The sequence below is a fragment of the Ignavibacterium sp. genome, assembly GCA_032027145.1.
Classification (GTDB): Bacteria; Bacteroidota; Ignavibacteria; order Ignavibacteriales; family Ignavibacteriaceae; genus IGN3.
Genome location: JAVSMP010000001.1, coordinates 3,646,578 through 3,665,746 on the forward strand (window position 1 = coordinate 3,646,578; position 19,169 = coordinate 3,665,746).

Here is a 19,169-nt window from a genome sequence, read left to right on the forward strand (position 1 = left end):
GATATGTAGTAATACACTAATCAAGTATAACATCATCTGTAACTATTTGTAAACCAGGATAATCTTTTTTAAAACTTAATGTAAAGAAATTAACCAACTCTTTACTTTCAGTATTATCAGAGATATAAAGAAAAATAGCTGAGGTAGATTCAACTACAAGATGAGCATAGTAAACCTGTTTCTTTTCCATATCTATCAGGTAAGAAAAAATCTCACCGCCGCCGCTTCCCATAAAATATCCCTGCGAATTATAATAAAGAAGATCATAATCATCAGACACTAATTTTATTTTATCAACAAGACTTTCTTTAAAGGAGCCTTCAAGTAAATCAGTTTCATAAATCAGATTAAACTCTTCTCCGGATTTTTCTACAAACGAAAACCTTATTCCCCATTCTTCTGAATTTTCAAATTCAACTCCATAAGCAATATATTGCTTTCCTCTTTCATCAAACATACCGCCTACAGCAATTGCTGCCTGACTATTGCAATATCTCTGAACAACATCAAGTACTTCTTTTTTACTTTCATAATTTATTGCTGGAATTTTTTCCTGCTTATCTGAGCAGGATGCCACAATAAGAGTTAGTAGAAACAGAAATACAGGTTTTAAAATTTTATTTGATAACAATTTGTGTTCCTGGTTTAATTACTTTAATTATTTCATCAAGATCCTCATTGCTTAATGCAATTGATCCATCGGTCCAATTATAAACAAAGGGCAGATTTTTAAATATAATATTTAATCTTCCAATCCCCTGGATACCAACATTCCCGCCCAGTACTTGATTATAACTGACACATTCTTCATAATAAAATTCAAATTTTATCTGGTTAAATTCTTTTTGCGTAATAAATGATTTTCTTAAAGCATCTGATGCATCATCAAGATTAGGGTAATTAATTTTAACGAACTTATAATAATTTTTATCATCAGATATGCTGCAGATTTTGTATGTACCAACAGGTGTAGCGCCATCATTAAATCTTTTTTTCTTATCTGTCAGATTTCTTCCAAAACTTGCCCGATATGATTTTATCAGTACAGTATCTTCATAAACGCTTAAAGTATAATTCTTCCTTTCGACAACAATGTTTACATCTGCTAATTTTCTGAATCCTTTATTTAACATAGCTTCCTTTAAAGGTATCTCACGAATATTTAAAATAACACCGTAAACAAGAACTCCCGAAAAAAACAGAACAATAGCTCCGATAGTTAACAGGACATTTCTTACAAGAACGCTCTTAAAAATGCCAAGTAAAGCTTTATTATTGTTTTCTTTGTTTGGTTCCATCAAAATAAAATAAATATACCATGCAAAATAATAAATTAAAGAGGCATATATATAATGACAAAAAAAAACCCAACTCATCGGGAGTTGGGCAAAATCAGTATTTCCCTACTTAAACTTCCAAAATTTCTTTTTCTTTATGCTTAAGAATTTCATCTATTTGTTTAATATGCTGATCAGTTAATTTCTGAACTTCATCCTCTGAACTCTTTAATTCATCTTCGGACATTTTTTTATTTTTTTCTTCACGTTTTAAATGATCATTAGCATCGCGTCTGACATTTCTTATTGCAACTTTAGAATCTTCACCAAATTTTTTAACCAATTTAACAAAATCTTTTCGCCTCTCTTCAGTAAGAGCAGGAATCGGAATTTTCAAATTAGTGCCGTCGCTTATAGGGTTAAATCCAAGGTTAGCCTCAAGTATTGCTTTATCAATAACCTGAACCATCGACTTATCCCAGGGCGTTATTGATAATGTATGCGGATCAAGTACAGTTATATTGCCAACCTGATTTATAGGAGTCATAACCCCGTAGTAATCTACTTTTACACTATCAAGCAGAGCGGTTGTAGCTTTTCCGGTTCTTACTTTAGCAAGCTCTAATCTCAATGCTTCAATAGTTTTATCCATTCTGCTATTTGCGTCTTTAATTATTTGATGCATAACAACTCACTTATTATTTAAAAATATTTTTAATTACTAATAGAAGTTCCAACAGCTTCGCCCATAACAAGTTTTAACAGGTTACCCGGAACATCCATATTAAAAACCATCATAGGCAAATTATTTTCCTGACATAAACTGACCGCCGTTAAATCCATAACACGTAAATCTTTTGTAAGAATATCCAGATAAGAAATTTTTTCAAACTTTACAGCGTCTGTGTTTTTTTCAGGATCAGAATCATAAACGCCGTCAACTCTTGTTCCTTTTACAATAATGTCGGCACCAATTTCAACAGCTCTTAAAGAAGCAGCAGTATCAGTGCTAAAATACGGATGACCGGTTCCGGCACCTAAAATAACAACTCTTCCTTTTTCAAGATGTCTTATTGCTCGTCTTCTGATATAAGGCTCGGCTATTTCTTCCATTTTTATTGCACTCATCAATCTTGTTTGTATATCTTTCTTCTCAATAGCATTCTGAAGTGCAAGTGAATTGATCATTGTTGCAAGCATTCCCATTTGATCGCCTGTTGCTCTATCGATACCCTGTTTACTGGCACTTAAACCGCGATAAATATTTCCGCCGCCTATAACAATGCCCAATTGAACTCCGGCATCATGAACTTTTTTAACTTCTTCGGCAAAAAAATCCAGAACTTCGGAAGATATACCAAAACCCTGATCACCTTCTAACGATTCGCCGCTCAATTTTAAAAGTACTCTCTTATATTTTACTTTATTCATTATTCTCCTAAAAAATACGTTTAAATATAAAAAAAGGTCTTAAGAAACTTAAGACCTTAAGAACAAATTCATTTATTCTCATCGCCAAGATGGAAGCGTTTGAACATACTAATTTTAGTTTGTGTACCATTTTTCTTGTTGTAATCATCCATAAGATTTGAAATGGTTTTTGAGCTGGTACTATCCTTAATATAAGTTTGTTCAAACAGACAATTCTCAGCAAAAAATTTATTCAGTTTTCCGGTTGCAATTTTTTCAAGAATATTTTCCGGTTTACCTTCTTTTCTTGCAAGCTCTTTATAGATGTCTATTTCTTTTTCTATTGTGGCAGATGGAACTTCATCTCTATAAACACACATTGGATTCATAGCAGCAACCTGCATCGCAAGATTTTTTCCCAGCTCAATCAACTCATCATTTTTTGCAGGTACATTATCAAACTTAATAATTACGCCAAGTTTGGAACCCATATGTATATAATCTACAATTAATCCATTTTCAGCTTTAACAGTCAAAGTCCGTGATACTTCTATCTTTTCACCAACTTTACCCATTACATCAACTAACATATCATTTAAAGCTTTATCAGAATCCAATAATTGTTTAGCATCAACAGATTCGGAGCTATAAGCAGACTCAAGAACAGCTTTAGCTAATTTTATAAAGTCATCACTTTTTGCAACAAAATCAGTTTCACAATTCACTTCAATAATAACAGCTTTCTTATTATCATCCGAAATCTTTGTAACAACAATTCCTTCATTAGCAGATTTCTCAGCACGTTTGCTGGCAACCGATGCACCTTTTTTTCTCAAGATTTCAATTGCTTTTTCAAAATCACCGTTTGCTTCGGTAAGTGCTTTTTTACAATCCATCATACCAGCACCGGTTTTTTGTCTAAGTTCATTTACTTGTGCAGCTGTAATAGCCATTTATTATTCACTTCCTTTCAAAATTAAATTTATCAGAATACTATTCTTCTGTTTTTTCGTTTGTATCTGTTTGTTCCTTAGCTTCTTTTTTTGCTTTGGACTCCGATTTTTTCTTTGCTTCTTCCTTTCTTTCAGCTTCTTTTTCTTTCTTTACACGCTCTTTTTCTGCAACTTCTTCGGCTTTCTTTTCTTTAAACTTCGATTCTCCTTCAATAACTGCGTCAGCCATAAACTGAGTAATTATTTCAACTGTTTTAACTGCATCATCATTGGCAGGAATTAAATAATCCACTTCATCCGGATCACAATTTGTATCTACAATTGCAAATACAGGAATATTTAATCTATGAGCTTCCTGAACAGCGATAGCTTCTTTTTTAATATCAACAATAAATAAAGCTCCGGGCAATTTATTCATTGACTCAACACCCTCAAGAACTTTTTTCAGTTTATCTTTCTCTCTTGTCAGAAAAAGTCTTTCTTTTTTGGTTATCTTATCAAACGTACCATCAGTTTCCTGCTTTTCGATATTACTCAATCTTTTAACACTTTTTCTAATCGTAGCAAAATTAGTTAGCATACCACCAAGCCATCTTTCGCTAACCCAATTTTGATTACTTCTTCTGGCTTCTGTTTCAATTACATTTTTAGCTTGTTTTTTGGTTCCAACGAAAAGAATTTTTTTACCTTCAGAAGCAAACTTTGATAATTCATCAGCAGCTTCAATCAGATATTTTTGTGTTTTTTTAAGATCAATTATATGAATCCCGTTTTTTTCCATAAAAATATATGGCTTCATCTTAGGATTCCATCGGCGGGTTAAATGACCGAAATGCGCACCAGCTTCTACAAGCTGAGTTAAATCAACTTTTCTCATATATCTCCTGTTTTTCTTCTACTTTCTTCTACTTTACCTTTCCATCCCTTTTTTTGTGGGACACAGGCGGCAAATCAGAAAGTATGATTGATTATTTAATTATATAAAAACAAGTTCAGTAAAAACTGAGCTTGACCGCTATATGCGGATTGAATAAAAAAATTATCTCTTTGAAAATTGAAATCTTTTACGAGCTTTTGGCTGACCATATTTCTTTCTTTCAACCATTCTCGGATCTCTTGTTAAAAGTCCTTCAGTTTTAAGCTTTGCTCTGTAATCAGGATTGATTTCTACTAATGCTCTTGCAATACCTAATCTTACAGATTGAGCCTGACCTGTAGTGCCGCCGCCTTTAACATTAACCTGAACATCATATTTGCCTTCTGTCTCAGTAAGCTTGAATGGTAGTAAGATATCTTCTCTGCTTAAAAGCTGAGGAAAGAATTCCTCAAACTCTTTATTGTTAACAGTAATTTTACCGTTACCATTTTTTAAAATAACTCGTGCAACAGATGTCTTTCTTCTTCCAACAAAAATTTTCTCAGCCATTATTTCTCCGTTAAACTAATTGTTTCAGGTTTTTGTGCAGCATGAGGATGCTCAGTACCGGAATATACTTTAAGTTTTTTTATCAGTTTGTTTCCTAATTTAGTTTTCGGAAGCATTCCTCTTACAGCATTTTCAACCACAAATTCTGGTTTTTTAGCGAGCATCTCTTTAAAAGAAGTTACTGTCTGACCGCCCGGATAACCTGAATGTCTTTTATAATCTTTTAAGTGTTCGCGTTTACCTGTCAATTTTACTTTTTCAGCATTGATAACAACAACAAAATCGCCAGTGTCAGTATTAGGCGTAAAGATTGGTTTATTCTTACCTCGAATAATCTTAGCAATTTTGGAAGCCATTCTGCCCAAAGTCTGACCTTCTGCATCTACAAGATACCATTTATGTTCGGCATCCTCAGTTTTAACAAATTTTGTTAATTTTTCTTGTTTCACGTAATTTTCCTCCGAAAACCTTAAGTCGTTTCAAATAAAGGCTTGAAAAATATAGCTAAGTACTTGAAAAGTCAAGAATTATAGAATGTATTAATCAAAGTGAGTAATGAAAAGTACATTTATTTGCAAAAATAGGATGATGTTAAAATAATGTTCCGCCAAAATCAAAGGATTTTAAGATTGCCCAGAACCTCGGCTTAAATAATTCAAATTCGCTCTCCCCTTTTATCATCAGCTTTAATCTGAAATCTTCATCATCATTGGTTCTTAAATAAATAATCTGAGTAAAATAACCTTGTAATTCTTCCGGATCGTTATAGTAAGCAATGTATTTGTTAAAATCAGTTTTGTATTTAAATCGCTTTTCGATAAAATAATCTCTATCAACAACTTCAAGATGAAAATACGGCGGCGGATTGACCGAACCATCATTTAACCAGAATGTAACCCCTTCAAGTTTTTTATTTTTCTTTTGATCTATGAACGTCCAGCCGCGTGGATAATTTATTTTAACATTTAATGTAGGCTCAGTATAAAGTTGCTCTAAATTTGTAGTGTCAGCTACTATGTCTGTAAAACTTACTGTTCTGATTTCATCAGCATTTACATCTGATGGCTCTGGTATTTCATCAATATCCTTTGGGTTACTTTCCTTTTCGGAAAATGAATTTTCCGGCTGATATTCTTTTGAATCAAGTGAAAATATAACTGAGTTAATTCTTGATGTATCTGAAGTTAAATCAAAAAAATAAATTAGTATTACAAAAAGTATTAAGTGAAACAAAATTGAAAAGGAATAATTCCTTAACCAGATTCTTTTTTCGTTATTCTGATTTATGTCGTTAGAATTTATGTTCACAAGTTTAATTTGATGCCTGAACCAAAATTACTAATTTTGTATCCACATTATTAATAAATTATCAGGTAAAATGAAGTATTTAATTACAGGCGGTGCGGGATTTTTAGGAATTAATCTCGTAAGATATCTGCATTCACGCGGACACGAAGTCACCTCTCTTGATATCGTTCAATTCGATTATCCCGATATGAATGACAAAATTAATATCATTACCGGTGATATCAGAGATAAACAAAAAGTTAAAGAAGCTGTTGCCGGACAGGATATAGTTGTTCATACTGCTGCAGCACTGCCGCTTTATAAACCTGAAGATATTTATTCTACAGATATTGACGGAACAAGAAATCTGATTGAAGAATCTTTTAATCAAAAAGTAAAAAGATTTATTCATATTTCATCAACAGCTGTTTATGGAATTCCGGATCATCATCCTTTATTAGAAAATGATAAACTTGATGGAGTTGGTCCTTATGGTAAGGCAAAAATTTTAGCAGAAGAAGAATGCATTAAGTTTAGGCAAAAAGGAATGTGTGTTCCTATTCTGCGTCCAAAATCTTTTATCGGACCGGAAAGACTTGGAGTATTTGATCTGCTTTATGATTGGGCACAGGATGGGAAAGGTTTTCCAATGATCGGCAACGGAAAAAATCGTTACCAGCTTTTAGATGTTGAAGATCTCTGCGAATCAATTTATCTAGCAGCAACTCTTGATGAAAAAATTGTTAACGATACTTTTAACATTGGGGCAAAAGAATTCACAACAATGCGCGAAGATTACCAGGCAGTTTTAGATTATGCTGGTTTTGGTAAAAAAATAGTTGGGCTGCCGGAAAAGCCAATCATTTACACTTTAAAATTTTTAGAAGCGCTTAAACTTTCTCCGCTTTACAAGTGGGTTTACGAAACTGCCTCTAAAGATTCATTCGTTTCAATTGAAAAGGCAGAAAAAGTTCTAGGATACAAACCAAAATTTTCTAACAAAGATGCTTTAATAAGAAATTATAAATGGTACATTGAGCATCGGGATGAGTTTATTAACAAAGACGGTGTTTCTCATCGTGTACCATGGAAACAGGGAATTTTAAGATTTGCTAAAATCTTTTTCTAATTAATTGGATTGTATATAAAGTAAATGATATATTCTTACAGTAACTAAAAAGAAAACAGATAAGGAGAAAAAATGGCAGAAAAAAAAGATTATCTAAAAGATATTGTTAAACATATTGATATTAAACAGCATAACGTTGTATCGCTTGTTGATGCAATGGAAGATATGGCATTTACTGCAAGAGACCTGAACCGTGCAGCAAATATTTTTGATATGATGATAAAAGATGAAAATTGCGGAATAATATTAACTCTTGCCGGAAGTCTTTTCAGCGCAGGTTTAAAAAAAGTTGTTTATGATATGATTATGAATAATATGGTTGATGCAATTGTTTCAACCGGTGCAATTATAGTTGATCAGGACTTCTTTGAAGCATTAGGTTTTAAACATTATAAAGGAACCAAATGGGTAGATGATAACGAAATGAGAGAGCTGCATATAGATAGGATTTATGATACTTTCATTGATGAAGACGAACTTAGAATTTGTGATGATACTACTGCTGCAATTTTTGATTCAATGAAACCGGGTGCTTATTCATCAAGAGAGTTTATTTGGGAGTTTGGAAAATATCTTGAGGAAAATGGCGGACCTAAAGTTGACGATTCTGTTATATGGGCAGCATACAAAAAGAATGTTCCGATTTTTGTTCCTGCTTTTTCAGACTGCTCTGCCGGATTCGGATTTGTAATGCATCAACATAAAAATCAGGATAATTATGTTAGCTGTGATTCAGGAAAAGATTTTTATGAACTGACAAAAATTAAATTACACAGCAAAGAAACCGGAATATTTATGATAGGCGGCGGCGTTCCGAAAAATTTTACACAGGATATTGTTGTAGCAGCAGATATTCTTCAGGAAGAAGCAGATATGCACAAATATGCAATCCAAATTACTGTTGCTGATGAACGCGATGGTGCACTTTCCGGTTCAACTTTAAAAGAAGCAAGCTCTTGGGGTAAGGTTTCTACAAGTTTTGAACAAATGGTTTACTCGGAAGCAACAGTTGCAATGCCTTTAATTGCCGGTTATGCTTACCACAAAGGCAATTGGAAAAGAAGAAAAGCAAGAGAGTTTCAAAAGATTTATCAAAAAGAAAAAGCTGAAGCTTAGTTAAAAAAGCGCCTCCTTTGAGGCGTTTTTTATTTATCTCAACAACATCATCTTTTTTGTTGATATAAATGAACCAGCCTGCAAACGATAGATATAAACTCCGCTTGCAAGGTTTGATGCATCCCAGCTTACTTCATAATATCCCGGCTCTTGTTTTTCGTTTACAAGTGTTGCTGCTTCACTGCCGAGTATGCCATAAACTTTTAAGCTAACTTCTGAGAGGCTGGATACCTGATAACGGATTCTGGTTGTTGGATTAAATGGATTTGGATAGTTCTGCTCAAGCTTAAATTCTTTTGGACCTGTGTAGCTGAAGATAAAACTTTTCATCATCATCAGTCCGTTTGAATCTGATATCATAAAATCAATTGTATCTTTTTTATTGATTGGTGCGTTTCTGTTTACATCAAATGTAAAGATTGCATTTGCCTCCGCCTTTGCCTCAATCAATTCTATTGTCTCCATCTCTTTGCTGAAACTAAGTGCTGAAGATTTCCTGGTGAGAACGATGTTCACATTCGTTGCAGGACTTGTCTCCGAGATGTTTGAGACGGTTAGGGTTATTTCATTTCCTTTCGTTCCCGGTGGTATTTCGTAAATGGTTTGTGCGAATGAATAATATGTTATTGCCGATGCGATAATTAAAATTTTTATTAGCATTTTTTACCTCTGCATCTATATCGTCCCTGACGGGACTTTTATTCTTTTATTCTTTTCTGTTTCTATAAATATTTTACTCCTAACGGAGTTTATTATTTCTTTTTGCTTATTGCCTACTGATTACTGCCTGCTGTTCTACGGAACATTTAACTGAATCTCAACCAAATTATTTACAGAAATGTCCTGCTGTTTATCCTGACTTACACTTCCGGATGTTGCTCTGAAGTTCAGGCTTTTTGGCAGAAGTTCTTTTGTTGTTTCTCCATTTGTATTCGTTAAACCAATATCTCTCCACGCACCTGAATAATATTTTGTGCCTGCACCTGATAATGGCTGTCCATTTGCCTTTGTTACTTTGACTGTGCACAATACTGTTGAGAAAGTTACAGTACTGTTTGTGCTTATATCCTGCTGTTTGTCAAGCGAAACATACTCGTAAGTCATTCTAAAACTGTAGTTGATTGGTAGAAGCTCTTTGTGTGTAACTCCATTCTGAGTTGTTCCGAATGTTCGCCACGCACCTGCATAATATTGTACTGTTCCCTGGTCTATCAAAGTACCTGTGCTGTTATGCAATTCTACTGCTGCATTCACTGTCTGGAAAACCACAGTTGGATTAACAGAAATATCCTGCTGTTTGTCCTGGTTTCCATATTCGTAAGTCATTCTAAAGCTGTAATTGATTGGAAGAAGTTCTTTGTTTGCTACTCCGTTTTGTGTTGTTCCGAATGTTCTCCACGCACCTGCATAATATTGAACTGTTCCTTGATCTATTAAATTACCTGAACTGTTACGCAGCTCTACCGAAGCATTAACTGTATGAAAAGTGTATGTGTTGTTATGTGCAGTAATGTTATGCACAGTCTGGTTTGCATACTCGTAGAACATTCTGATGCTTACTGTTGGTTTTGTTGTTGTTATTGTGAATGTTCCATCTCCATTGTTAACTGCATCTTTCCATTTGCTCTCATAGTACATTACATTACTTGCAGGTATTTGGTTACCCAAACTGTTTTTTAAACTTACAACAAGATTTGGATTTGCTGGCGGCTCTGGCAGTCTGTCTAAAATATACTGTGCATTCCAGTAAAGAAATTTCCAGCCTTCTATTGTTACAAAACGAGGGTCTGTGTTTAGTGAGTCTTTATAAACATTATCTACTAAATCCTGGAATTCTTTTACCTGAACTCTGCAAGCAAGTGAGTCGCCATTTTGTAAGTTGGTTTTAGCTATTGTTAAAATGTTTTTTAGTTCGTTGGAGAAAGTTAAATCGCCGAGCCAGGTGTAGTTAAAAACGCTATCAACATAATTATTTAAGTTATCTAATAAATCGATAGTCGGTTTCAACGAATCTGGTTGAGCTGGTACGAACAATAAAAGAAATTGCTTTTTCGAGCGATATGTTAGTGAGTTTGTATCAGATATACTCAATTGTTTTAATAAATTAATAAAACTTGGTTCAATATACCTTTTAGATTCAAAACCATAATTCAATACTTCGAATGGATTAGGCAAATATTTCGCTCTCAGCGTGTCATTGTTTTCATTCTGTAATGCGAAGATACTTCTTTCTGGTTGACCATCTTTATCTATTATACCCAATTCAAAAAAGTAGTCATATCTTTGTTCACCTAAATTGTTTTCAAAGTAAGTATCTAATAAAATCGTTCCCTCATTAGAAAAAATATTTAGATCATATGCAAGCATAATTACCTGTGAGGTTGTACTTGATGAAACAATTTTGTTCATTATTATTGATTTAACCTCTTCTTTATATCTGCTATCATTCCCATACCAAGCAAGCAAGTTAATGAATAACTCAGGGGAATCATTATATCCAGCAATAACAAAACTATAGTTATCGTAAATTCCAATTTCTGCAAGTGTTCGTATTGCAAGTAAGCGCGTTAAATAAGTTGCATGATTTGCTATGATTTTCATTTTTTCAACTGCCATATTATCCCCAAGTAACCCTCTAAAGAAAATATTTGTATATACTTTATACCAGTATGCAGAATTTTCACTTACCGATAAGGATGTATCGATCTCAGAGTTTAAATTATCTAATAGAAATTCTGCATCTGATTGAATATAATATAAATACTTAACGGAAGCAGGATAAAGAAGATTTTGAGATTCAAGGTCAACAGTAACGATAATCTGTTTTATGCTATCAACAGAAAGATTACTCATCATATGTAAACTTCCAAGATCTATTTTGCCTCTCAACCACATATTTTGTCCATAGGAAATTGTTGAGATCAATGTTATTAATAATATCATTTTAATTATAATTTTCATTTTTATCTCCGTTATCAAATTTTATTTGTTAAGGATTACACGGAACGAACTTACAGTCATAATAATATGGAGGACCATACAAACCAATAATTCTAAGATCACACCACCAACTTTGTTTACTTGCCCAAAGTATAATTCTTTCTTTTATTTTCTCATATTCTAATGATGCAACTCTATCTGCTTCTATTTCAGCTTTAGAATGACCTCCGACATCGTATCCCATTAAATGCGACATATTATTAAAATAATATTCCAAGTCAAATTTTAAATTATCTCTAATATCAAGTTCATTTTTAATTAATGCATCTTCAGGGCATTGATAAATTTCACTCTTTTCGATTTTTTTAGATTTCAACCTTCCAAATCCTCCCACACCATTCCAGAAAAATGGTAAGAGTCTTTTAATTTGCTCAACATGTACATTTTCGTGAGCGACAATGCCTGTCGAAAAATAATATTTGTATAAAGGTTTCATTCCTATTCTTTCAGGTCCAATAATCCAGTAATTGAGCGTTATCATAACTTTGTTATAATCAGAACAATCCTTGATATGTTGAGTTAACAGTGTAGGATTCGACCCATCACCTAAATCAATGTAACCACATTGTTGCGGTTGGTTAGGACAGTGAGAAGAAAATAAAGGAACACGAAAATTTTCAAGACTAAAATTCCAGTAATGATGGCCTGGGTCATTTTTATCAAGACAAACCGTCACTTTCATATCATCAAGCAAATTATATACAGGTGGTGCACCGATACTTGGCATAATATAGGTCTGGCCAAATATAACCGTGTCACAACCTGATGGTAACTCATAATTACATACAGCACCTGTATTTGCTGTGTGGGGAGTTCCTTGTTTATCTACCCATTGCCATGGATCGTTTTCACCTAAAACAGATATGGTCCCAACATTTTCAAAAATTGGTGGGCTATAATTATTACACACCACTATCTCCTCATCACACTCATCTTGTATAACCACAACATCACCGTAACCTTCAATCTCCTGTCCCGGATTACCGATTGAAGCATCAGGAATAATTGTTTGGATATAATCATCAATTTCAACTGTAATGCTTTCTTTATATTCTGATTTTAGAATTTGATTAGTGATTGTTCTTGAGGCACTATTACCACCAACAGATGTATTTACTTTTATTCTTATTACAACACTATCATAAGGTACTGATGCCGCTGTTATAACTTTAAATCCATTGCTTACTCCCTGTAAATTATCTGCTATATTGCCTGTGCTTGGATCAAGTAGAATTCCAAATTCATTTCCACCTGTTATCTCAACATTAAACAACTGTTCTGCAGGAAAATCCAGAAGTTCATTATAAGCTGTCAACCATTTACAGTTTATTGTTGCTGTATCTCCAGGCTCGTAAATCTGTTTATCCATCCCTACTATTATATAACCTCCTTCATCTGGCGGGTCTTCATTATATTTAACAGAAAAACTTACTTCTACGGGTGCAATATCAAAATCATTTGAAGAACATCTTATCGTTACTATACCAGGAGTTAAACTATCTGGCTGCAATCCATCAGCCTTATACTTAATTGAATAATTAGTAATTCCTACTCCATCTTCATCATAAAGATTTGTTATTGATGTTCCATATTGTTCAGGCTCTGCAACTGTTCCAGGATAATATAAATTTCCGTATTCCTGTCCCTGAACTATTGCAACATTGAATTTAATCCCTTCAGGATACGCACCACCATATTTATCTAATTGACAATTACCAGAACTTTCCTGAAAGTCTAATACAAACTCTATCTCTCTGCTATGGTAATGTAGAAGTGTATCCTCTTCTGTTATGGAAGTTATGATGAAAGTTCGGATCTCTATTCTTGAATGATAATTAATGGTTTCTTGTCCATCAAATACTGACATTATTATTTCTGTTCCTGCGGGGACATCCCTACTTATTCTCATTAAATACTTTGAATTATTGTGATATAAACCATTTGGGTAATCCTGTACATAATTATACCAACCTGTTGCACCAAGATCTGAGCCAGTGACGCCACTTAAAGAACTGCCCATATATTGTATCGGCACATAACTTCCAGTGGAGTTATCATAAAATCCTCCATATGTAAAATATGCATATTCATCTGACTGTTGAATTGTTAAATTGTAGCTTTTGTTTGGATCAAGTATATATGTTCTTCGCTGTAATCCAGGACCATATCTGTTATCCTGAAAGTTGAACATCTGTTGATAGGGGTCGGGTGCGAAGTACATATTATTCCAGATTATCTGCCAGGGATTTAGTCTATCATAAGAACTAATCCATGGACCACAGGGTGTATATTGAGGTGCAGGATAGTAGTAAGGAAGATTTTTTTGCGGATTTATCTCCACTTTTTCTTTGATTATTACTTGGGCGTTAATGTGAGACGAGAAAATAAAAACGAAAAACGTAAAAGCGAGAAGCGAGAAACGAGAAACGAGAAACGAAAGCTATTGCTTTTTGTGTGCTTGTCAAGTGATTTTTTTTCTAAACTTTTTCCCATAAAGTTTTACTCCACTGGTTAAAGCTGATTGATCTTTTTTCTTTGGAATTTTATCCGCAGTGCTTGGAGGTTTTTATTCCCGCTGATAACCTAAAATTATTTTTCCCTTTTGTCAATAGCTGTTGTTAATTATTTTAGTTGCGCGTAGTTAAGTGTTGACTTTCCTTGGTGGGCTTAGTGGTTAAATGTCGTTTTTTATACCAAAGGACAAAGGTTTTTACAAAGATTACCGGCTTTTAGTTTATCTCAACAACATCATCTTTTTTGTTGATATAAATGAACCAGCCTGCAAACGATAGATATAAACTCCGCTTGCAAGGTTTGATGCATCCCAGCTTACTTCATAATATCCCGGCTCTTGTTTTTCGTTTACAAGTGTTGCTGCTTCACTGCCGAGTATGCCATAAACTTTTAAGCTAACATCTGAGAGGCTGGATACCTGATACCGGATTCTGGTTGTTGGATTAAATGGATTTGGATAGTTCTGCTCAAGCTTAAATTCTTTTGGACCTGTGTAGCTGAAGATAAAACTTTTCATCATCATCAGTCCGTTTGAATCTGATATCATAAAATCAATTGTATCTTTTTTATTGATTGGTGCGTTTCTGTTTACATCAAATGTAAAGATTGCATTTGCCTCCGCCTTTGCCTCAATCAATTCTATTGTCTCCATCTCTTTGCTGAAACTAAGTGCTGAAGATTTCCTGGTGAGAACGATGTTCACATTCGTTGCAGGACTTGTCTCCGAGATGTTTGAGACGGTTAGGGTTATTTCATTTCCTTTCGTTCCCGGTGGTATTTCGTAAATGGTTTGTGCGAATGAATAATATGTTATTGCCGATGCGATAATTAAAATTTTTATTAGCATTTTTTACCTCTGCATCTATATCGTCCCTGACGGGACTTTTATTCCTTTATTCTGTTCTGTTTCTATAAATATTTCACTCCTAACGGAGTTTATTATTTCTTTTTGCTTATTGCCTACTGATTACTGCCTACTGTTCTACGGAACATTTAACTGAATCTCAACCAAACTATTTAATCCAATGTCCTGCTGTTTATCCTTATTTACATTTCCCGATGTTGCTCTGAAGTTCAGGCTTTTTGGCAGAAGTTCTTTTGTTGCTTCGCCGTTTGTATTCGTTAAACCAATGTCTCTCCACGCACCTGAATAATATTTTGTGCCTGCACCTGATAATGGCTGTCCATTTGCTTTTGTTACTTTTAATGTACAAAGAACTGTTGAGAATGTTACTGTGCTGTTTGTGCTTATATCCTGCTGTTTGTCAAGTGGTACATACTCGTAAGTCATTCTAAAACTGTAATTGATTGGGAGAAGCTCTTTGTGTGCAACTCCATTTTGTGTTGTTCCGAATGTTCTCCACGCACCTGCATAATATTGAACTGTTCCTGCATCCATTAAATTGCCTGAACTGTTACGCAGCTCTACCGAAGCATTAACTGTATGAAAAGTGTATGTGTTGTTATGTGCAGTAATATTATGCACAGTCTGGTTTGCATACTCGTAGAACATTCTGATGCTTACTGTTGGTTTTGTTGTTATTACTGTAAATGTTCCATCTCCATTGTTAACTGCATCTTTCCAGCTCCCCTCATAATACTTTACATTACTTGCAGGTATTTGGTTTCCTAAACTATTTTTTAGGTTTACTAATAAGTTTGGGTTTGCTGGCGGTTCCGGCAGTCTGTCTAAAATGTACTGTGCATTCCAGTAAAGAAATTTCCAGCCTTCTATTGTTACAAAACGTGGGTCTGAGTTGAGTGAGTCCTTGTAAACATTATCCACTAAATCCTGGAATGCTTTTACCTGAACTCTGCACGCGAGTGAATCTCCGTTTTGCAAGTTTGTTTTGGCAGTTGTTAAAATGTTTTTTATTTCGTTGGAGAAAGATAAATCGCCGAGCCAATAATACATTATCGATTGACTAACATACGAACTTGTAGTGTCTATTATTTCTTTAATTGATATGGTTGAATCTGGCTGAAAAGGGGTCCCTGGGCAAATATATTCTTCATACACTTTATTTAACCTCTTAAATTCAGAATAACTACCTTCATCATTCAACCAGGATATTACATAAACATAATTTGATGGTGTTCTATATTCAGTCAGTAATTTTTCATATGCAATTTGTTTACAAATTGTATCTGTGTCGTTTACCAAAATATATTTTAGCAGATTAGCTACTGTTTCAAAATCTCCATAGTGGGTATATTTTCTAATGATATTGAATTTGATTACATCATTATCTTCTTGATGATATCTGTTAATCATTAGTTGAGATAATTCAGCCATATAATAATCTTCAAGCCAACTCATAGCCTTATATCTTACTTCCCAATATCTGTCAAGTTGAATGAATTCAAGTAGTCTATTTTTTGCCAGGAGAGAATAATTTGGAAAACTAAGTAAACGACTCCATAATTGAATGCATAATTCCAAATTGCTTTTACTCATTGAATTATTTGCACAATAATCTAAATAATCAATTTTTGAAAAATCGCCTAAATCAAATAATTCATCAATCAAATAAAGTTTTTTGTAAACTGTATCTATTCCTTGATAAGTTTTGATCTGAAGCGTATCAAAGAGTGCAAGGCTATAACTTAAAGTTTCTTGCGATTGCAATACTTTCATTGCTTCTAAATATGAAATCCTAGAATTAAGGCTTTGATTCCAGAAATTATCTCTTAGAATTGGTAAAGCTTCGGTTATATTATTATAAATAATATCTATTGTTGCATTATCTACAACAGTCCAATCATCAGAATATAAATCATTGATAATTGAATCAATTTCAGTTTGGTTTAAATTTTGAGCCAATATAATCCCAGTTAATTGAGTGATAATAAAAATTATCATTTGAATTTTATTTTTCATATTAAAGACCTTCTCAAAATTATTTCGGTAAGCTTAATATTAATTTTTTAATCTCAGTTTTATATTTATCGATAACTTTTTTTGCTATCGCATTATGAGTATTTATTTCATTTTTCCTATAGTTTTCAATTTCTTTTGGTGTGCCATCCTTTTTACCCCATACTTTAAATTGAAACTTTATACTTTCTTTTTCAAAATATGAGAACCTTTTTTCAAAATTACTTTTCATCTCATTTACGACATCATTTAATTCACTATATTTGTTACACGTAACATCCAACTTTGAATAATCTAAATAATCAAAATCTTTATTCACAACGTTAAAAATCTCATTGACATAATTTCTCTTATGTTGAAACTCATGTTCCCACGCAAGTTCAATCGGATAAAAAGGTGAACTTGGGTTTTCATTTGTAAAATAGTCTAAGAATATATCAAGATCAGAATATAATTGTAACAATGCACGTAAATTTTGTGGTACTTTGGTTTTTAATTCTGTGGTATTGTATAAAATTGTATATCCTTGATCAACAATCACATCTTCACAAGCTGTTACAATGGCTCTAAGTGTCATTAAATCATTTTTAATTCCAAATTGTATCACATTAGCATTCTCATCGCAACAATTTTCGATTTCTATTGGTAAGAAAAGTTTTTTCTCGTTTTCACTCCATAGCATATAAGTAATACCAGATACATTGTTGCATTTATTTTTACCGTCCGTTCCATCTGGAAAGTCCATTATTTCAATGTTCGGTTTTTTACCTGCATTGTTTTCAGTACACTTTGGCAATGTCGCACAAACATTCCCCACCACCACATTGGCATCTCCAGTAACTACGGAGTATAAATCACCCAGAAAACAATATTCGCCAATAACACCGCCATCAATAAAACTTTTAGCTTCTCTACGGTTATCACTTGCAGAAGATTTTTTTATCTGGTTTTCACTTTTTCTACTCTTAAAATTATTATTTAACAAACTACTTGATGACATTCCTTCAATAACTCCAACTCTTAACTTAACAGTTCCCTCAACTGCTCCTGTATCTGCAATAAAGTAAAAAGGCTGCAATGCTGCATCAACATAAACCCCGCTGTCTGTTGCAGTTTTTATCATTCCAAGAGCACAACCATCAAGCATCCCAATCTCAAAAGTCTGCTCAATAGGAAAATCACTTAAGCTGCCATCCGGGTTTTTCAGTTTTGGAATTATCTGGGCTGTATCTCCTGGTGCAATTGTTTCAGGGACAATGTTTACAACCAATAAGTTTGTAAAAGTCATTTCAATTGGTTCTATTGACGGGTCAGATGTGCTAACACGAATCTTAATCTCACTATCAGCCTGAATCTGATCATTAGTTCTTAAAATAATTTGGTCCAAACATCCGTAATTATGTGGCAGATCGTTTAATACTTGTCCAGAATCACTTGTTGTGTTATTTACTAAATTACCAAAATCATACCCCATAATAATCTCAACACTGTATTTAGTAGTATCTGGTAGATTTAGAGAATAACCGAATTGTGGAGAAGCACATACGTCTAGTATAATTTCATTATTTCTTTTTAGATTATGATCATATGTATAGTCAAATAATGTAAAAACTGGATTTACAACAAATACATTAAAAGTATAAACTTCGTCAGAGTAATCTGTAACAATTATTTTTACAAATGCTGTATCCGTTGGTTTTGTCTCATTAAATTTTATATATGTACATTCACCATCAGGCTACAAAAACAAATTATCAGTTGTAAGGAAGTATTCAGTACAATCAGAACAACTGCCTGTTTCAGAAGTTGGAGGAACATAACCTAAATATATCTGAACATAATCACTGCCTTCTACAACATTTATTGATTTTGTAACAGTTGGCAAAAAACAAAAGTTGTAAAAATCTTCACCATACCATACGACACTAGTATCACAAAACGCACGTAGACACTGCATTTCACCAAAAGTCTGTTGATAATAGTAAGGATAATAAATATGATTGCAGTAATAAGAGTTAACCGGGTCATCAGAGATAACAATTGTTTGCGGATTTATCTCCACTTTTTCTTTTATTAATACTTGTGCGTTAACGTTAAACGAAAGAAGAAAAGCGCAAAAAGTAAAAGCGAGAAGCGAGAAACGAGAAACGAGAAACGAGAAACGAGAAACGAGAAACGA

The 19,169-nt window shown here is 33.5% G+C and carries 18 protein-coding genes; 2 read left to right on the forward strand and 16 right to left on the reverse strand.

The genetic code is table 11. From position 1 onward, the window contains the following. Window positions 1-16: 16 nt before the first annotated feature. The 9 genes from ROY99_15415 to ROY99_15455 all read right to left on the reverse strand — a co-directional run bounded on the left by ROY99_15415 (window position 17) and on the right by ROY99_15455 (window position 6,374). Complete coding sequence (locus tag ROY99_15415; GenBank protein MDT3697763.1) at window positions 17-631, reverse strand: hypothetical protein; 615 nt, start codon at window positions 629-631, stop codon at window positions 17-19. Continuing rightward, window positions 618-1,298 (reverse strand): L,D-transpeptidase, encoded by a 681-nt coding sequence (locus ROY99_15420; GenBank protein ID MDT3697764.1) that lies wholly within the window; start codon window positions 1,296-1,298, stop codon window positions 618-620. Before ROY99_15420 ends, ROY99_15415 begins: the two co-directional genes overlap by 14 nt. Window positions 1,299-1,407: 109 nt before the next feature. Next, on the reverse strand, window positions 1,408-1,962 hold the full coding sequence (gene frr, locus ROY99_15425) for a ribosome recycling factor (GenBank protein ID MDT3697765.1): 555 nt from the start codon (window positions 1,960-1,962) through the stop codon (window positions 1,408-1,410). A 29-nt stretch (window positions 1,963-1,991) separates the two neighbouring features. Beyond that, the gene (gene pyrH / locus ROY99_15430) at window positions 1,992-2,708 is read right to left on the reverse strand and encodes a UMP kinase (protein ID MDT3697766.1); all 717 of its coding nucleotides are present in this window, start codon (window positions 2,706-2,708) and stop codon (window positions 1,992-1,994) included. A 68-nt stretch (window positions 2,709-2,776) separates the two neighbouring features. Further along, window positions 2,777-3,640: a translation elongation factor Ts gene (gene tsf / locus ROY99_15435; GenBank protein MDT3697767.1), complete on the reverse strand. Its 864-nt coding sequence runs from the start codon at window positions 3,638-3,640 to the stop codon at window positions 2,777-2,779. A gap of 40 nt (window positions 3,641-3,680) precedes the next feature. Further along, the gene (gene rpsB, locus ROY99_15440) at window positions 3,681-4,517 is read right to left on the reverse strand and encodes a 30S ribosomal protein S2 (protein MDT3697768.1); all 837 of its coding nucleotides are present in this window, start codon (window positions 4,515-4,517) and stop codon (window positions 3,681-3,683) included. 162 nt (window positions 4,518-4,679) lie between these two features. After that, window positions 4,680-5,066: a 30S ribosomal protein S9 gene (gene rpsI, locus ROY99_15445; protein ID MDT3697769.1), complete on the reverse strand. Its 387-nt coding sequence runs from the start codon at window positions 5,064-5,066 to the stop codon at window positions 4,680-4,682. Beyond that, on the reverse strand, window positions 5,066-5,515 hold the full coding sequence (rplM, locus tag ROY99_15450; protein ID MDT3697770.1) for a 50S ribosomal protein L13: 450 nt from the start codon (window positions 5,513-5,515) through the stop codon (window positions 5,066-5,068). The genes rpsI and rplM overlap by 1 nt, the downstream gene beginning before the upstream one ends. 142 nt (window positions 5,516-5,657) lie before the next feature. Then, window positions 5,658-6,374, reverse strand: coding sequence for a hypothetical protein (locus tag ROY99_15455; protein ID MDT3697771.1), 717 nt, complete (start codon window positions 6,372-6,374; stop codon window positions 5,658-5,660). Window positions 6,375-6,444: 70 nt separating this feature from the next. On the opposite strand from ROY99_15455, the gene ROY99_15460 reads away from it, so the two are divergent. Further along, window positions 6,445-7,482, forward strand: a complete 1,038-nt coding sequence (locus tag ROY99_15460; protein MDT3697772.1) for an NAD-dependent epimerase/dehydratase family protein — start codon at window positions 6,445-6,447, stop codon at window positions 7,480-7,482. A 72-nt stretch (window positions 7,483-7,554) separates the two neighbouring features. Next, complete coding sequence (locus ROY99_15465; protein ID MDT3697773.1) at window positions 7,555-8,598, forward strand: deoxyhypusine synthase; 1,044 nt, start codon at window positions 7,555-7,557, stop codon at window positions 8,596-8,598. 33 nt (window positions 8,599-8,631) lie between these two features. Here the strand turns inward: ROY99_15465 and ROY99_15470 are convergent, their stop codons facing one another. The 7 genes from ROY99_15470 to ROY99_15500 all read right to left on the reverse strand — a co-directional run. After that, window positions 8,632-9,258, reverse strand: coding sequence for a T9SS type A sorting domain-containing protein (locus ROY99_15470; protein MDT3697774.1), 627 nt, complete (start codon window positions 9,256-9,258; stop codon window positions 8,632-8,634). A 135-nt stretch (window positions 9,259-9,393) separates the two neighbouring features. Beyond that, the gene (locus tag ROY99_15475; GenBank protein ID MDT3697775.1) at window positions 9,394-11,559 is read right to left on the reverse strand and encodes a hypothetical protein; all 2,166 of its coding nucleotides are present in this window, start codon (window positions 11,557-11,559) and stop codon (window positions 9,394-9,396) included. Window positions 11,560-11,587: 28 nt separating this feature from the next. Further along, window positions 11,588-13,939 (reverse strand): hypothetical protein, encoded by a 2,352-nt coding sequence (locus tag ROY99_15480; protein ID MDT3697776.1) that lies wholly within the window; start codon window positions 13,937-13,939, stop codon window positions 11,588-11,590. Between the two features lie 393 nt (window positions 13,940-14,332). After that, a complete protein-coding gene (locus ROY99_15485) occupies window positions 14,333-14,959 on the reverse strand; it encodes a T9SS type A sorting domain-containing protein (protein MDT3697777.1) in 627 nt (208 codons plus the stop codon). A gap of 135 nt (window positions 14,960-15,094) precedes the next feature. After that, window positions 15,095-16,993: a hypothetical protein gene (locus tag ROY99_15490; protein MDT3697778.1), complete on the reverse strand. Its 1,899-nt coding sequence runs from the start codon at window positions 16,991-16,993 to the stop codon at window positions 15,095-15,097. 19 nt (window positions 16,994-17,012) lie between these two features. Continuing rightward, on the reverse strand, window positions 17,013-18,464 hold the full coding sequence (locus ROY99_15495; GenBank protein ID MDT3697779.1) for a hypothetical protein: 1,452 nt from the start codon (window positions 18,462-18,464) through the stop codon (window positions 17,013-17,015). Between the two features lie 264 nt (window positions 18,465-18,728). Then, on the reverse strand, window positions 18,729-19,169 hold a 441-nt coding region (locus ROY99_15500), incomplete at its 5' end, for a hypothetical protein (GenBank protein ID MDT3697780.1).

Coding starts and splice junctions, on each gene's coding strand:
- ROY99_15420 (MDT3697764.1), bottom strand. CDS start 1,298: ATGGAACCAAACAAAGAAAACAATAATAAAGCTTTACTTGGCATTTTT.
- frr (MDT3697765.1), bottom strand. CDS start 1,962: ATGCATCAAATAATTAAAGACGCAAATAGCAGAATGGATAAAACTATT.
- pyrH (MDT3697766.1), bottom strand. CDS start 2,708: ATGAATAAAGTAAAATATAAGAGAGTACTTTTAAAATTGAGCGGCGAA.
- tsf (MDT3697767.1), bottom strand. CDS start 3,640: ATGGCTATTACAGCTGCACAAGTAAATGAACTTAGACAAAAAACCGGT.
- rpsB (MDT3697768.1), bottom strand. CDS start 4,517: ATGAGAAAAGTTGATTTAACTCAGCTTGTAGAAGCTGGTGCGCATTTC.
- rpsI (MDT3697769.1), bottom strand. CDS start 5,066: ATGGCTGAGAAAATTTTTGTTGGAAGAAGAAAGACATCTGTTGCACGA.
- ROY99_15460 (MDT3697772.1), top strand. CDS start 6,445: ATGAAGTATTTAATTACAGGCGGTGCGGGATTTTTAGGAATTAATCTC.
- ROY99_15465 (MDT3697773.1), top strand. CDS start 7,555: ATGGCAGAAAAAAAAGATTATCTAAAAGATATTGTTAAACATATTGAT.
- ROY99_15470 (MDT3697774.1), bottom strand. CDS start 9,258: ATGCTAATAAAAATTTTAATTATCGCATCGGCAATAACATATTATTCA.
- ROY99_15475 (MDT3697775.1), bottom strand. CDS start 11,559: ATGAAAATTATAATTAAAATGATATTATTAATAACATTGATCTCAACA.
- ROY99_15485 (MDT3697777.1), bottom strand. CDS start 14,959: ATGCTAATAAAAATTTTAATTATCGCATCGGCAATAACATATTATTCA.
- ROY99_15490 (MDT3697778.1), bottom strand. CDS start 16,993: ATGAAAAATAAAATTCAAATGATAATTTTTATTATCACTCAATTAACT.
- ROY99_15495 (MDT3697779.1), bottom strand. CDS start 18,464: ATGGGGTATGATTTTGGTAATTTAGTAAATAACACAACAAGTGATTCT.